This is a genomic window from Streptomyces sp. NPDC002779, assembly GCF_042888685.1.
Lineage (GTDB): Bacteria > Actinomycetota > Actinomycetes > Streptomycetales > Streptomycetaceae > Streptomyces.
The window spans coordinates 1-14,930 of sequence record NZ_JBIAQC010000019.1 but is presented as its reverse complement, the minus strand read 5'-3'; the positions used below and the strand labels follow the sequence as shown (position 1 = coordinate 14,930).

Genomic DNA, 14,930 nt, shown 5'->3' with positions numbered 1-14,930 from the left:
CTGGTGGACGGGCCTTTCCCCGTGCGGCCGTCGCGCCCGCCTGGACGCCCGCTCACCGCCGGCTCCTCCACCCTCTCACCGCTCCCCCTCGACTTCTTCACCGCCGATGAGCAACGTTCCCGTCCGGGCCTGCCCCGGCACGGCGGCCTTCGGCAGCAGCGTGACGGTGATCCGTTGTGTCTCGGCGCGGGAGTGCCTGCCGTTGGCCGCGGAGTCGACGATCCACAGGCGCACTCTGGCGTCCGCACCCCCCTCGCGGCTGACGGCGACGGTCGCTTCCACCTCGACGGGACCGAGTTCGAACCGCACCGCCTCGTCCGCGCCGTCGCTCATAGCGACCGCCAGCTGACTCCGCAATTCGCCTATCAACTCGGCCAGTTCAACCACGATCGTCCCCCTCGTCCACTTCGACGTCAGGGCGAGATCCTACAAGGGCGGCGGACGGGCCCGGCCTGCCTCGGCGGGCGATGGGTTCCAGGCAGTGCCGGTCCACCCACGCACCGGCAACGCCGCTATCCCGTCGGCCCCTCCGGCGATCCGGCCGCCGGACAGGCCCAACAATGACTTAACGTCACCGGTGCTCATGATCGCCCGGAAATGCTCACGAAACTGCGGAACCTACACTGTGTTGGGAAGGGCCGCTGCTGGCCGTCCTAAGCACCCAGGCCGGACCGAAGGCGCCGTAGTCGTCCCTGTCAAATGATTTTCTGACACGCTTCGGTGTCCGAGGCTGAAGGAGGGTCATGGGGATTGAGCTGGAACTGCACTCGGGGCGGCCCGCGCGGAAGGGGTTGTCCAGGGACACCTTGCTGCGGGGCTCTTACGAGCACGGCGAAGCGTTGGCGAGGGCGCTGAGCACCCTGGACCGGCATGCCTCGGGCAAGCTCGGCTGGGTAGATCCGTACGGTGACACGTTGTTCAACGAACAGGAAGCTCAAGTCGCCCGCCAGGAAGCCGTTGTCCTGGCACAAACGTGTACTGACGAACAGCAGAAAGCGGCTCTGCTCGACCTTGTCGTGTTCCTTGAAGGGTGTGCGGCGACGCCGGGCAGCTACTTGTGGTTCATAGGTGACTGAACCTCCTTCATCGCGCCGGGGGGATGACGTGAGCTGGTGGGGTAGGGCGACATGGCGAAGCCCCTCGTCGTTGGTGTGGTGATCTCACTCGGCACACCATCAGCCGGGGCATCGTGGGTTCCGTATCCTCCATGCTCGGCGGTCCCGTACGAGCTGGGCGAGCACTTCTCGTGACTCCCGGACGCCCGAAGGCTTGAACTTCGCATGCGTTGGCGGAAATCGGGGTGCGCCAAGCAAGCCATGCTGGTCCTCACCCACCTGTCTGGGAGAGGGCATTCGTCATCGTCGACGGGACGCTCACCCCCACGACCGGATCGCGCCGAGCTGCACAGGCGCCTCTTCGGACGGCTGCATGACGAAGGTGCTCTGGGCGACGGCAATCGGCGGGTGTGTCACCGGTGGGCTCGTCCGCACACGCTGACGGCTCCCGTCCTGCGAGCAGGGAAGGGAGCCGTTCAGTGTGGTTGGAGGCGTTATGCCTTCAGCGGGTTACGCGTGGCGGTGCGAACGTCGGTTGCCGGTGACGAGGCGGTAGAGGGCGAGCAGGATGAAGGAGCCGACGATCGCGGCGATCCAGGTGGAGAGGTCGAAGAAGCCGTCGATGGAATCGACGCCGAAGATGACCTTGCCGAGCCAGCCGCCGAGCAGACCACCGGCGATGCCGATGAGCATGGTGATGATGATGCCGCCCGGGTCCTTGCCCGGCATCAGAGCCTTGGCGATGGCGCCGGCGAGCAGGCCGATCAGGATCCACGCGATGATGCCCATGGTGTCCCTCCACTTCGTCGTATAAAGGATGTGTAAGTTCATCGTCTGCACCGATCGCGCCCGAACAAACATCTTCTCCGCACCCAGCTGTGCCAGCTCCTGACCCGAGACGAGCAGGCATCAGATGGGAGGGCTGCGACCAGAGAGCGTGGAGCTCCGGTTCTACCGGCCTCCTCCTCTGCCCGCGTGCGCGCCTGGAGGCAGAAACCGAGATGTGCACGCCAGGCGCCGCAGAAGGCAGGATGGGTCAAGGCCGCACGGGCCCGCTTCGCGGTCGCACTCGAAGAACCCGTGCGGCCACTGCCACGTCACGGCTGCCCGCTGATGATCAATGGGTGTGGCTCTTGTGCGGGAACTGTCCGAGCTGGGAAGTTGCAGGCCAAGCACGGCACCTTGCTGGTGGTCGCCGACCAGCTAGCTCGGCACGGCCGTAGGCGTTGTCCGCGTGTAGAGGCTGGGGCTTGAAGTATCGGCCGCGGTAGGGGTCGTGGTTCGATGGGTGACCCTCGGTCATGGGGCCTTGTTCTCTTTGATGTCGGGGGTGTTGCCAGCCGGGCTGCCGCATGCCGCCGAGAAGGAGCGGTCCGTTCGCGTCCGACAGGATGTGCACCGAACCCGGCCTCGCTCCACGGGCTCGGGTATTCGTATCCGCCCGCCTTTCAGCCCTGCCGTGCGCGGTGACGAGGACGACGCGGGTGACATCGATGAGGTCGGCGTCGCCGAGAGGATGCAGTGCGGCCTTGTGCGGGTGACGGCCCGACCTTGATATCCCGGAGCAGGGTGGCGGCCGACACCGAGCGCATCCGCTGACCAGGCAGTAGAAGAAGGTCGCGAGGAGCGACTCATCGCGCGTGTCCTGCGTTCCGTCGCCGTGGGGCCGCGCCCTCGATGGTGGGACCAGCGGTTTCGCGGTCTTCCACAACCGGTCCGGAACAATCCAACTCGGCGCACTCCGTCCCATGGACGGCTCGACGTCCGCCTCGCCACGTGGAGGACGTTCTTGACCGGGGGCGATGGCACAGTCGCGATCATCGGGCGGGAGAATCACGGCATGGTCATGGCGCGTCGTTTGTATGCCTCTTCTCCGGTGGTTGATGGTGTGCCGTTGCTGGCGGAGCCGGAGTTCTTCGCCGCCCACCTGATCGACCTGTATGACGATGTGCTGGTGGAGTCATTCGGCGTTGACCCGGCGGACGTCGAGGCCATGCTGGAGCGCTTGTGTGACAGGGCCGCCTGGCCGGTGTTCCGGATTCCGTTGGCGGGTGGGCACAGCGTCCTGGTGCACTACAACAGTGGTGAGGAGTACACCTCCACCGACTACTTCCTCGCCCACCCCGACTGGCGGAGGAGCGACCTGGTCCTCGCGAGCACGGACGAGGACCGCATCGGCCCCGGCCTGTGTTGGGCCGAGCTCGCTGCTCTCCTGGACGCCCCGGGGGACGGGGAGGGAGTCATTGACCCGCACGTCCGGCTGCTTCTGCTGCTGCCCGTGCTGGGCGATGCGAACATCCCCGCCGAAGCTGTCACCCGGGTGAAGGACGCACTCATCGCTCACGATGCCCCGAACGACTGCGAGCCCTTGGCTCGCAGTCTCCTCCAAGGACACCCGATGTGGGGGGCTGCCTCCTGGTCCTACGACGAGGACGAGCGCGCCTGGGTCTGCGCGGGCGAGCACAGTCCCCGTAAAACGCCGCTGGGCGATCACCTCCCTGGCAGTCAGCGCGCGGCGCTGGAGGACTGCCTCACGCCGGTGGGCAGCTGTCGGGCGGCACAGGCTTCCGGCGCTGGCGCGGGGAACGCTCGGAGTCCGTCATAGTTTGCGCCGTGTTGGAGGCGGGGGAGAGCTGGTCGGTCATGAGGTTGAACAGGTCTCTCCGGGCAGCAGCGCGGCGTCTCCTTACTCACCGTCCCAGGTGATCCTTTGGGCCCACGCCGTCGCCCACCACGGCCGCCTCACCTGGCCCCGCTCGGCCTGGTCACCGATCTGCTCGCCCAGCGCACCGCGACCACAGGTGGCAACCTCCCCTTCCCGCCACAGCGGGGACCCGAAAGCTAGCCTGCTACCAGTAATGTCCGCCGACCACCCGGCAAATACAGCAAGGAGACCGGCCATGACGACCACGGCCCGCGCCAGCGTGCAGCACGAGGACGAGCGAGTGCGGGTCACCCGCTGGGACTTCGAGCCCGGCCAGAGCACCGGTCGGCATGTGCACGAGTACGACTACGTCGTCGTCCCCGTCACCGACGGCCAAACCGAGGTGATCACCCCCGACGGCTCGGTCACCTCTTCGCAGCTACGGACTGGAGAGTCCTACGTCCGCCCGGCGGGCGGCGAACACGAGGTCATCAACGTCGGCACTTCGCCGCTGGCCTTCGTCGAGGTCGAAATGAAGCGGAACTAGCCTGCGCCAGGAGACGAATCCGTCGAGCGCTCCGTGGCCGTGCATGGCCAAAGGTGTTGCAGAAGGCTGTGATCGTGCAGCTTGGAGCGTGCGGCTGGCCTGTCGTCTCATGTGGTGAGGGCGAGGTTGTGCATGCGGGCGACAGCCCTCGTCGCAGTTTGCGGTGCAGGACGATCAGACCGGTGCTGATGTAGGCGCCGTCGCCGAGGACCGTCAGCTCCTCGCAGTGATCGGCCAGGGCCGGAGTGCCGTCAGGCCTCCGCATCCGCGGTGGTACCAGGCACCGGCCGGGCCGCGGCCACCACCAGCGGGGTGTCCGCGTCGGCCACCAGCGGGGTGTCCGTGTCCACGATGACCTGCACGTTCGTCGACAAGCGGTAGTTTCGTGCGGACGCGCCCGCCTCGCGGTCGCGGACGGGGATGAGGGTGCCGTCCACGATCCACAGCCGCTCGGCCACTTTCTGGAAGGCCGGGGCTGGCTCGAGCGCGAGCAACGGTCCGAGCCGTTGGATCACCCGGCACACGGTCGCCCGCGAAATGCCGAACAGCGGGGCGAGCTGCCGCCCTCGACCGCACCCTGCGCGTCGGTGAACGCCTGGAGGTCGGCCCGGTTCGCCTCAACATCGATCTTCTGTTCAACCCGGCTGCCTCGTTCGGCGGCGTCAAGCAGTCCGGACCGGGCCGGGAAAGCGGGCGGGCGGCGTCGAGGAGTTGCTGGAGTACCAGTAGCGGGCGGTGCCGGTGTGCTGATCTGCCGGGAGGCGGGACGCCGCGGTCAGACGGCGCCCGGCGGATCACGGTGTGGGTCGGGCGGCGCATCCTTGCGCAGGGTGGTGGTGATGGCGTCGCCAACGTCCCTGGTGAGGGGTGGCCGTTCGCCAGTCAGGCCGAGTTCCTGGGCCAGGGTGATCGCGTGCAGGTCGACGGTGGCCTCGACGAGATCAGCGAACACCGCCGTCGCCGAGCGGACCCGGATCCATGCCGTGGCCGCGATGACCGCGGCGGCGGGCAGCGCCGGCCACCACCAGGCGCCGAGCAGCAGGTACAGCGGGGCCCATCCGGCGAGCCCGAAAGCGGCGCCGTAGGCCTGGCGTGCGGAGAGGAGTTCGGCCCGGACCGCATCGGGCACCGTCAGCCAGAGCCGGGGCCAGGCGGCGCCGAGGTCCAGGCCGTAGGCGTCGTACACCCGCTGGTCGGCCGCGTGGAGGCGGTCGCCGGTCCAGGTGGGCCGGCGGGGGCGGACGAGGGCGATGGCCTCGCGGCGTTCGATGGCCCAGGCGAGTTCGGCGCGGGTCCCGGCCGCCTCGCACGCCGCGTCGGCCCGCTGCCAGCGGTGGACGCGGCGCCGTACGAGAAGGCGCGCGGGCCACCGGTCGCCCCGACTGGTCCACAGGAGCTCCACGATGAGGGCCGACGCTCTGGCGCACATTCCGGCCAGCGTGGCCGCCGCCAGCACACCGGCGGCCATGAGGAGGATCGCACCGGCGTTGGAGGCTCCTGGGTGGGTGGCCAACTGGTCGCTGGACGCCTGGAGTTCAGCTAGGTCCAGGGCGTGAGGGTGTCCCAATGCGAGGGCGGCGGCCACACCGGCGAGATAGACCACGCCGGGCAGGACGAGCAGGGCGAGCCACTTCTCGGCGGCCTTGACGGCGAGGGCGGACAGAAAGGTGGTCACAGCCGGGCCCGGCCGTAGACGAAGGGACGGCCAGTCATCGCGCACACGGGGGCCTCCGGGTGCAACTCCGCGCTCGGCAACCGCTCGCAAGGGTGGGCGGCGGGACAGGTCCACCGGTGCACCACCGGACGCCCGGGGCTGTTCCCCGGCAGCGTCGGCATGCCCTTCGCCGCCCTGGTCACGATGCCGAAGCCGGCCGCGGCCATCCGGTCGTCCAGGGTGTCCAGCCGACGCTCCAGCACGGAGCGTGCCACAGGTTCCTCTCCGCGCAGTGCCGCAAGGACAGCCCCGACGAGTTCCGTCGCGCCTGCCTCACGCGCCGCCTCCTCCAGCTCGCCCGCGCCCATGAGTGTGCACACGCGACTGAGTCGTTCCGCGAGTTCGTCCACCGAGCGCTCCCTTCGTTGGCGATGGCCATATCTGTTACACGATCCCAGAGTTGGTGACTCCAGGGCCCCAGGATCACCTACATCCCGCTACGGTGAGCGGCGGTGTGATGCCGGGACGCCGCGGGGGACCAGCAGGAAGCAAGGACGCGATGAGCAAGTGGAAGCGCCGCAAATTGCTCTTCATGGCCGAAGTGCATGAGAGGCGGGGCACCGACCCGTCCGACGTGCTGGCCGGGCTGCACGAACTGGCGACCGAAGATCCGTACGATCTCGAAGTGCTGCTCACTGCCGCGGAACTGCTCGCCGACCGCGCCGACCGCAGAACCGGCACGGCGCGGGAAGCGGACCTTACCGCTTCGATCGCCCTGCTGCATCGCTGCGTTCCGCTGGTGCCGCCGGGCCACTACGGCCGCGGCCGGGTCTTCAACAGCCTTGGGCAGCGACTGTTCACGATCGCACAGGGCACGGATTCCCCCGAGCCCGTGGCCGAGTCAGTGCTCGCCTTCCGCGAGGCCGTGGCGGCGACGCCGCATGGCGACGGCATGCGTCAAGTGAACCAATTCTATTTGGTGGTCCAGCTCGGTGAGCACTTCGAGCGGAGCGGGGACCGGGACGCACCCGTCGAGGCCGTCCAGGTGGCACGCGAGGGCTATGCCACCGTCCCGCCCGGCGACGAGCTCCGCCCCATGTTCCGGACGGCCCTGATCACCTCGCTGCGGCATCTCGCGGGTGCCACCGCACACGTCGAACCGCTCCAGGAAGCCGTCGGCCTCGCACGCGAGGCGCTGTCCGAGGCCGGCAGTGCCTCCGAGCGTGCCGGGGCACAGTTCGATCTCGTACGCGCTCTGAGGGCACTGCACGACGCGACGACGGACACGCGACTGCTGGTCGAGGCCGTCGACTTGAGCGAACAGTGCCTCGCGGCCACACCGAGGAGCGATCCCGAGTTCAACACGCGTCGGACACGTCTCGCATCCGCCGTCAGGCTGCTCGCCCAGGACCGCAGGGACCCCGACCTGATGCGCCGGGCCATCGACCTGATGCGGGCGACGATCGAGACACCGTCGGCGGCCGACGAGCACGCCGACACTCTCATCGACCTCACTCAGTCGCTGGCCTCCCTGCATGCCATGACCAACGATCAACTCGCGCTCAGCCAGGCGGAACTGACCGCCCGCACGGCCGTGGCTGCCGCCCCCGGGCCCGGCCCTTGGCGCACAGAGGCACAATTCTCCCTGGCTGCGATCCTGTTGTACCGCTCCAGCGTGGACGCGCGCGGCGCGGACGCCGTAGCACTGCATGAGGCGCTGGGGCTGTTACAGCACGTGGCGGCCGCCACACCGGCCGAACACCGGGAACGTGGCGATCGCCTGTGGTATCTGGGCGTCACCCTGCGCGACCTGGCCAGGCACGGCGACGGCGCCACCGCCGCGTGGCGACGCCAGGCACGGCATGTCTTCGCCGAGGCCGCGTCCGCCGCCGGACCGCCCAGCGTGCGGATCAAGAGCTTCCAGCACCTGGGCGCCATGGAGGCCGCTCTCGGCGACCCGCACTCCGCACTCACCGCTTACGAAGCCGCGGTTGCCCTGCTGCCGCAACTCACCCCCGACTGGCTGTCCTACAGGGGCAACGTCATCGGGCTCCGACAGATCGAGGGTCTGGCGGACGGTGCCGCTGCCGCCGCGCTGGAGCTCGGCAGACCGGAACGGGCTCTGGAGATCCTGGAGTTGTCGCGCGGAATCCTGCACGGCCGGACGCTGGAGGCCCGTGACATCAGGTTGCTGCGGCACCGGTCACCCCAGCTCCATGCCGAGTTCCTGCGGCTGCGCACCGCCCTCAACGCCCGTGCCCGCGACGGGAATGACGGGACCTGGGACGACCTGATGAGCCGGATCCGGAGCCTCGACGGGCTGGAAGGGTTCCTGCGGGCGCCCTCCGTCCAGGCGCTGCGCCACCACGCCGATCAGGGCCCTGTAGTGCTCGTGAACATCGCCGAGCGCCGATGCGACGCACTCATCCTGCGGGCGGACGCTGAACAGCCCGTCCTGGCAGTCCCGTTGACCGGCCTGACGCAGGCCGACGTCATCGCTCACCTCCTGCGCCTGGCTCGTGCCGTCTTCGTCGTCCCGAACGACCCGTCACTGCTCGCCCGTCGGGACGCCCAGCGGGACCTGGACGAGATCCTGCGCTGGTTGTGGGACCACGTCACCGCACCCGTGCTCGACGCGCTGGGCCTCACCGCCCCGTCCTCCGATACGCAGCCCCTGCCCCGCATCTGGTGGTGCCCCGTCGGCCTGATGGCGTACTTCCCGCTCCATGCCGCCGGTCATCACGACAGCGGCGGGAAGGCGACGGTGATGGACCGGGCCGTCTCCTCCTACACAACCACTGTGCGCGCCCTGGCAGACCGGAACAGTCCCCCGGCGGCCGGAACAGCCCTGCACACGCTGGTCGTGGCGGTGCCCGACGCCGAGAGCGCCCCCTCGCTGCCGGGGGCTGCGGCAGAGGCCGCGGCCCTCACGGAACTGCTGCCGAACGCCCTGGTCCTGTCCGGCGCGCAGGCCACGTACGAGAACGTCGTCCGCGCGCTGCCAGCCTGCCCCATCGCCCATTTCTCCTGCCACGGCCTCACCTCCTGGGACAATCCCGGCGCCGGCATGCTGCTGCTCCACGACCACCTCGTCCGACCGCTGACCGTGGAACACCTCTCCGCCATGGAACTGCCCTACGCCGACCTCGCCTTCCTGTCCGCCTGCAGCACCTCCAACACGCACCCGGACAACGCCGACGAGCCACTGCACATCACCGGGGCCCTCCAACTCGCCGGATATCGACGCGTCATCGGCACCCTCTGGCCGGTCAACGACACCACCTCGGTGGAGATCACCCGCGCCACCTACGCCGGCCTCACCCACGGCGGCAGCGCCCCACCCCGCACCGAACTGTCGGCCCGGACGCTGCACCGGGCCGTACGCGACCTGCGTGACCGGTATCCGGCCAGCCCTTCATTGTGGGCCGGGTATGTCCACGCCGGTCACTGATGGGCGCGACCACTATGGCGACGGAGTGGACGGCGATCGCGTTCGGCACGGTCGCAGTACGACCGGGGCTCTTCGTCCGGTAAGCGCTCCATACTGTCTGTACGTTCGCTGACGATGAGTCGGACGACTGCGTTGGCCTCGGCGAGGCCGGTGGCCTGGTCGGCACACTCGACCGGCTCCGTCGTCCCGCCCGGCCTGTGCCGTCCCGGCCGTCACCACCACGTACCCGGCCCGGTCCAGCGACCACCCCGAGGCGGCCCATGCCGACTTCGCGGCCATCGAGTCCACCGTCGGCGTCCCGCGGCCGCGCAAGCCGCATCCTTACCCGGACGGCGAGTCGCAACGAGCTGTCCAAACCCAGCCCGGGGGCCCGGACGTCGGCGTAGCCGGGATGCCTCGCCCCCGGGGCCAGCCGTTCCCTCCGACACTGATCACGCAGCATCGCGGCAGCGCCGGGAACACGCCGCGAGGAGATCGCCGGGACGGCCCATCACCAGGGCGGGGAACCACTCTCCTGCCCAACGACTCCGAGGATTGCTGGGCGACGGCTGAATCGGCGAGTACGCCGGGCTGGCATGACCTCGGGACGTGCCATCCATTCCGGCGTCGACGCACACCACCAGGCGCCGTCACCGTCGTGCCCCTGGTCGCACAGCTCGAACTCAGTTGTGCGTCCTCAACTCGCCGACCCCACCAGCCACACGGCAGGGCGACGCCATGGGTCCGGTCACCCTGATGGGTGACTGAGCGGGGCGGGGGCGCTGGGTCAAGCTCGGTGTCATGAAAGCTTCTTTGAGCCGTCGCGCCTGCGCCGCGGCCCTGGCGCTGGCGGCCACGATGACCTCCGCGGCGGCAGCCCAGCCCGGCGACACCGACGCTCCCACGAATCGCTCCGAGATCGGGGCGCAGGCACGGTTGCTGGGCGAGAAAATCGTTCCGCACAAACTCTCCTTCCGGAACACGACGGTTGGCGGCCTGTCGGGCCTCGACCGCAATCCATGTACGGGCGAGTACGTGATGGTCAGCGACGACCGCTCAGCCCTGCAGCCCGCCCGCTTCTACACCGCCAGGATCGATGTGGACAGCGCCGGGGTTCACTCCGTCGACTTCACCGGCACGCACCCCTTCCTGCAGCCGGACGGCTCGACGTATCCGCCGGCCAACGTCGGCGACGGCAACGTGGTGGACCCGGAAGAGCTGCGGGTCGACCCGCTGAGCTGCCGGTACTAGTGGGCCCAGGAGGGCGACCGGCCGAAGTCGTCGAGTGCGCCGCTGATCCAGCCGACGATCCAGTTCGCTACCCGGACCGGCCGGCATCTCGGTCAGTTGCCTCTGCCCCGCCAGTACGAGTCGACCAGGCAGGACTGGGGTCTGCGACGGAACAAGGCGGTGGAAGCGATCACCTTCGGCGACCACAACAGCACGCTCACCAGTGCCGTAGAGGGGCCGCTGTTCCAGGACGGCCCGGAGCCCGACCTGGAACACGGTGCCTTGGTCCGCGTCACCCAGCAGAACCGGCAGGGCGACGTCCGCGGGCAGTTCGCCTACCCCCTGGAAAAGATCTTCACCGAGCCCGACCCGACCAGCCCATGGGGCCCGGACACCGGCGTGCCCGCGATCCTGGCCTTCCCCGAAGACGCCAGCCGCTACCTCGTACTCGAACGTACCTGGGTGTCGGGCGCAGAATTCAAGATCCGCATCTACGACGCCACCACTCGCGGCCCGACCGAGGTGCAGAACATGGACTCCCTGGCCGGCACGAAGGTCGTGCCCATGCGCAAGAAGCTGGTCACGGATTTCCACGACTTGGACCTGTCCGCGGTCGACAACACCGAAGGCATGACCTGGGGCCCGCCCCTGCCCAATGGCGAACGCACCCTGCTCCTGGTCAGCGACGACAACTTCGCCCAGGACGAGGTCACCCAGATCGTCGCACTCGGCATCCGCTGAAAACCCGCAACGCCACATCGTGAAGGGGCGATCGCGCTGCGGGATGTCATGAACCCGTAGCGCGAGCCGCTTTCCCAGATGACGGATGACCGGGGTTCGGGCCGCCGAGTCCCCGATGCGGGCAGCACGGCTGCAGAAGCCGGCAGCCCGGTCCTGCGTTTGGACGGCACAGGACCTCAAGGTGTGGCCGTACGCCCCGCGCCGGGCCGCCCTGGAGCCACAGTTCGCCGTCGTTGACGCCCGTCGCTGGCGCGCCACCGGTGTCGCGCCGACCACGGAGCTGGGGCGGTTGGGTGCCGGAGCGGCCGGTATGAACGGACGTGCTTGTGGTCGGCCTCGTCAGGAGAAGACAGGCCTCGTGAGGTTCTTGGGTGCTCGGGAAGCAGATCCGGGTGCGGAACCCGGCGCTGGGAGGTTGATGCACTCGCCGCTGGCGGGATCGTATCCGTCGACGGTGGTGTACGAGTAGCGGAATTGGCCGGTCGCCGCCGACGCGGCGCCGGACACGGCCATGAGCAGGACGAGGGCGCCGGCAGCAGCGCCCGCAGGCGCAATGAGGGACCGAAGAGACACAGTGGGCTTCTTTCTGTCGGGTACCGATCCGGTCAGTGGCAGCGATGCCCGTGCTGTCTTGGAATAGCCGCGTCGTCCCCCGAACGAGAACGCCCAGTTCGCTCCGGACAGGCGTACCACGGGCATCTGAGGGCAGAACTGGCCTGCCCACCTGATCGTGATCGACGTGCTGCGCCTGCACGGCACAGACCTGACCGCGCGGGCCGCACGCCCCGCGCCGGACCGACCTGACGATGCCGTCCGCCGACGCGGCACTGTCCGCGCCGCTCACCATGCGCCCCTCGACCACCGACACCCGGATACCGCCCGCGAGCGTCCCGTCTGGACGACCGCCGGCCTCGTGGAGCGGTGCAAGAGGCTCATGGAGCCGTACCGCCCCCGCGCGGGGGCGTGGGGTATGGACAGGTCCGCACACCGCAGGCGCCCTCGTCGGCCCGCTGACCGCGCCGTGTTGTTGTGCCGACTGCGACGAAGCCGCCCGACCACGCCAATCGCCCGCAGTGACTCAGCCTCGCTCGCGGATGCTGGCCCCGGGAGCCGGATGCCCGTGGACCGCAGAACGTGCACGGGCGGGTGGCGCGCGCCGTCCCTGGCTGCCTCACCAGCCTTGCCATGGTGGTGGGGGCCGCGGGCGGCACTTACGGCGTCGGCGCCGGAGCCCTCCTCGGGCCGATCCTCGCCGCCCGAGATCTGCCCATGGCGCGGGTGGCGCCGGCCATGCACGCCGCGACGTTCGCCCCCTCGGTCATTGGTGGGAGTGCCTATGCGCTGCTGTCCCTGATCACCCGCGGCATGGCGCATCCCGCTCATGGCTCGGGTTCGCCTGCGCGCTGGGTGGACTGGTCGGCGGATACTTCAGTGCTCGCCTCCAGCCTCGCTTGCCGGAGGTGGCGCTGCGGCTCCTTCTCGGCGGTCTGGCCGCCGTCCCTCGGCACGCTCTACGCCGTACGGACCCTGGCTCGAAGCCCACGCTCCACCACAGCTCAGGTTCTCCAGCTCCTTACGTCCGCATCAGCGACTCTGCCCGAGCACCCTGAAACTGGTTGTGTCATCGAACCTTCTGGTTGTACGGTCGAACCATGTCCAGGGATCACAGGGCTGATGACCCGGCCGTCCTCCAGGAGGCGCTGGGGAGCTTCGTTCGCGCCTTCGGGTTGCACCAGCCGGAAACTACCCCTTGCGGCCAGCCCATCTCTGTCTCCGAGGCACACGCCTTGGGCGAGCTCGCGCAGGAGCGCGAGATGCGGCAGGTCGAACTCACCCGGCGGTTGCGGCTGCAGAAGAGCACGGTGAGCCGGCTGGTGGGGCAGATGTCCGCTCGTGGCTGGTTGGAACGGGCTCCGGCTCCCAATGACGGACGTGGCGTTGTCCTGCGGCTCACGCCTTCGGGACAGCGGGCCGCGCAGAATCTGGCTCAAGCACGACGGGAGCGGTTCTCCCGGTTGCTCGGTTCGATCCCGGTCCATGAAAGAGCGGTGGTACTGCACGCCCTCGATGTGATGGTGGAGGCATTGGATGAAGAGCAGTAGGCGCCGGGCCCTGGTGGCGGGCGCGGGTGTGGTGCTCGTCGGCGCGGTGACGGCTGTCACGCTGGTGGCGGGCGGCTCGCAGCAGGGGTCGGGCGAGGGCCGGAGCGAGCGGCAGGCCTCGGTGGCCGAACGGGGTAAGACAGTCATGCCCTTCGATCTCGAGCAGACGACCCACCGCTTCACGTCCACAGCGACGGGGGGCGTCCAGGATGTCGTGGCCGACCAGCGCGGTGACTCCGAGCAGATCGGCCTGATACGCACTCACCTGCGCAATGAGGCGAAGGCGTTCAGCCGGGGTGACTTTGCCGACCCCGCGCGGATCCACGGCGCCGACATGCCCGGCCTCGCCGAACTGCGGGACGGGCATGACCGTATTGAGGTGCGCTACGAGGAACGTGCCGACGGAGCCACCCTGACCTACACCACCCACGATTCCGCGCTGGTCGACGCCCTTCGCGACTGGTTCGAGGCTCAGCTCGGTGACCACGGCGCGCACGCCGAGTCCGGCCATTGATTCGATTTCCGTGAAGCTGGGGCATGACACCGTGCGCCGGTGACGCTCCGTCGCTGGCGGCGGCGGCGTCGGAGTGAGGCGACGACGATGACGCGGTGGCGGAGCGACCGCACTCCGCTCGGCCGGCCCTGCCGCGCCGTCGGCGATGTCCTGTCGGTAGACCAGCGAGCCGCCCTGGCAGACCACCTCAACACCGGGATGCGTCCTCGGTCAGTCGGCCAGTTGCCCGGCGTCGCGCCCCGCCCACAGCTCGATCGGCAGCCGGGTGTCAGCATCCACCAGCAGAGTGCCGTAGACGTCCGCATACACTGCGAAGTCGTCCATGCCCAGCACCCCGGGATCGCTGTCGACGGAAGAGGCGTCCGCATCAGGTGGAACAGTACGCGGGGCCGCGACAGGGGCGCCTTCAGAATGCGCAAGGGCCGGGCTCCGCCTCGGCCGACGAGCACCACGCCGACCATCTCCACCAAGTACGGGAGCAGAGGGCGGCGGCGCCTCCAGCGAACCGCGAGCCTGTCGACCTGCTCGGCGAACGTCCGCCGTCGGCAGCGCCGGCTGTCGCAGAACAACCGCCGTACCGACAGCCCGATCGGCCACCGTACGCGTACAGCGGCTGTGCACCCGCGCCGAACCACGACCGCAGTCCGGACAGCAAGCCGTCAACTCGTCATCCGTATCGCATGAAGGTGCGGCAAAACAGGCCGCACACTCGCTGACCATACCGCGTGCCCTGACGGAGCGTCACCGGCGCGGTGTCACGCCCAGCTGCACGGAAATCTTGCCAGGGTCGATGGGGTGTGGTCGGCGCCGTCGGACTCCTACCGTGGCGGGGTGGGGGTGCGTGCAGCTGATCCCTTGGAATCGATCATCCAGTGTTCGTGCGGTCGGCTGGGAGGGGAAACCTTCACGGTCAAAGCCCTAGTGTCATGCGCCAGAAATCCTGTTGGTTAGTAAGTACCCTGTTGTCATGTCGCATTCGGGGCCTTCTGCTGTGGCGATCACGTTGTCCGAGG

General features: G+C 69.1%; 10 protein-coding genes and 4 pseudogenes. 9 read left to right on the top strand and 5 right to left on the bottom strand.

Annotated elements, in window-relative coordinates; genetic code table 11:
- Positions 1-75: 75 nt before the first annotated feature.
- On the bottom strand, positions 76-387 hold the full coding sequence (locus tag ACFYW5_RS33560) for a trypco2 family protein (RefSeq protein ID WP_389420914.1): 312 nt from the start codon (positions 385-387) through the stop codon (positions 76-78).
- Between the two features lie 356 nt (positions 388-743).
- Between ACFYW5_RS33560 and ACFYW5_RS33555 the strand changes: the two genes are divergently transcribed.
- Positions 744-1,076, top strand: coding sequence for a hypothetical protein (locus tag ACFYW5_RS33555; protein WP_389420913.1), 333 nt, complete (start codon positions 744-746; stop codon positions 1,074-1,076).
- A 489-nt stretch (positions 1,077-1,565) separates the two neighbouring features.
- Here ACFYW5_RS33555 and ACFYW5_RS33550 read toward each other — a convergent pair whose 3' ends face one another.
- Complete coding sequence (locus tag ACFYW5_RS33550) at positions 1,566-1,844, bottom strand: GlsB/YeaQ/YmgE family stress response membrane protein (protein WP_310431078.1); 279 nt, start codon at positions 1,842-1,844, stop codon at positions 1,566-1,568.
- Between the two features lie 1,000 nt (positions 1,845-2,844).
- On the opposite strand from ACFYW5_RS33550, the gene ACFYW5_RS33545 reads away from it, so the two are divergent.
- Complete coding sequence (locus ACFYW5_RS33545) at positions 2,845-3,660, top strand: hypothetical protein (protein ID WP_389420912.1); 816 nt, start codon at positions 2,845-2,847, stop codon at positions 3,658-3,660.
- A gap of 295 nt (positions 3,661-3,955) precedes the next feature.
- Positions 3,956-4,246: a cupin domain-containing protein gene (locus ACFYW5_RS33540; RefSeq protein ID WP_389420911.1), complete on the top strand. Its 291-nt coding sequence runs from the start codon at positions 3,956-3,958 to the stop codon at positions 4,244-4,246.
- A gap of 157 nt (positions 4,247-4,403) precedes the next feature.
- On the opposite strand, the pseudogene ACFYW5_RS33535 reads toward ACFYW5_RS33540, so the two are convergent.
- Positions 4,404-4,809 (bottom strand): annotated as a pseudogene (locus ACFYW5_RS33535) (transposase); the annotation flags it as partial.
- Between the two features lie 14 nt (positions 4,810-4,823).
- Between ACFYW5_RS33535 and ACFYW5_RS33530 the strand changes: the two are divergent.
- Positions 4,824-4,898: pseudogene (locus ACFYW5_RS33530) on the top strand (hypothetical protein); the annotation flags it as partial.
- A gap of 123 nt (positions 4,899-5,021) precedes the next feature.
- On the opposite strand, the gene ACFYW5_RS33525 reads toward ACFYW5_RS33530, so the two are convergent.
- Together ACFYW5_RS33525 and ACFYW5_RS33520 are read right to left on the bottom strand one after the other, a co-directional pair.
- Complete coding sequence (locus ACFYW5_RS33525; protein WP_389420910.1) at positions 5,022-5,921, bottom strand: hypothetical protein; 900 nt, start codon at positions 5,919-5,921, stop codon at positions 5,022-5,024.
- Complete coding sequence (locus ACFYW5_RS33520) at positions 5,918-6,310, bottom strand: hypothetical protein (RefSeq protein WP_389420909.1); 393 nt, start codon at positions 6,308-6,310, stop codon at positions 5,918-5,920. The genes ACFYW5_RS33525 and ACFYW5_RS33520 overlap by 4 nt, the downstream gene beginning before the upstream one ends.
- A gap of 182 nt (positions 6,311-6,492) precedes the next feature.
- On the opposite strand from ACFYW5_RS33520, the gene ACFYW5_RS33515 reads away from it, so the two are divergent.
- The 5 genes and pseudogenes from ACFYW5_RS33515 to ACFYW5_RS33495 all read left to right on the top strand — a co-directional run bounded on the left by ACFYW5_RS33515 (position 6,493) and on the right by ACFYW5_RS33495 (position 13,917).
- Positions 6,493-9,351: a CHAT domain-containing protein gene (locus tag ACFYW5_RS33515; RefSeq protein ID WP_389420908.1), complete on the top strand. Its 2,859-nt coding sequence runs from the start codon at positions 6,493-6,495 to the stop codon at positions 9,349-9,351.
- 780 nt (positions 9,352-10,131) lie between these two features.
- A pseudogene (locus tag ACFYW5_RS33510) lies at positions 10,132-11,301 on the top strand (esterase-like activity of phytase family protein).
- 1,161 nt (positions 11,302-12,462) lie between these two features.
- Positions 12,463-12,831 (top strand): annotated as a pseudogene (locus ACFYW5_RS33505) (TSUP family transporter); the annotation flags it as partial.
- Positions 12,832-12,953: 122 nt separating this feature from the next.
- Positions 12,954-13,403 carry a MarR family winged helix-turn-helix transcriptional regulator gene (locus ACFYW5_RS33500; RefSeq protein WP_389420907.1) on the top strand — a complete coding sequence of 150 codons (450 nt, stop codon included), beginning with the start codon at positions 12,954-12,956 and terminating at the stop codon, positions 13,401-13,403.
- Positions 13,390-13,917 carry an aspartate carbamoyltransferase gene (locus tag ACFYW5_RS33495; protein WP_389420906.1) on the top strand — a complete coding sequence of 176 codons (528 nt, stop codon included), beginning with the start codon at positions 13,390-13,392 and terminating at the stop codon, positions 13,915-13,917. The genes ACFYW5_RS33500 and ACFYW5_RS33495 overlap by 14 nt, the downstream gene beginning before the upstream one ends.
- Positions 13,918-14,930: the final 1,013 nt, after the last annotated feature.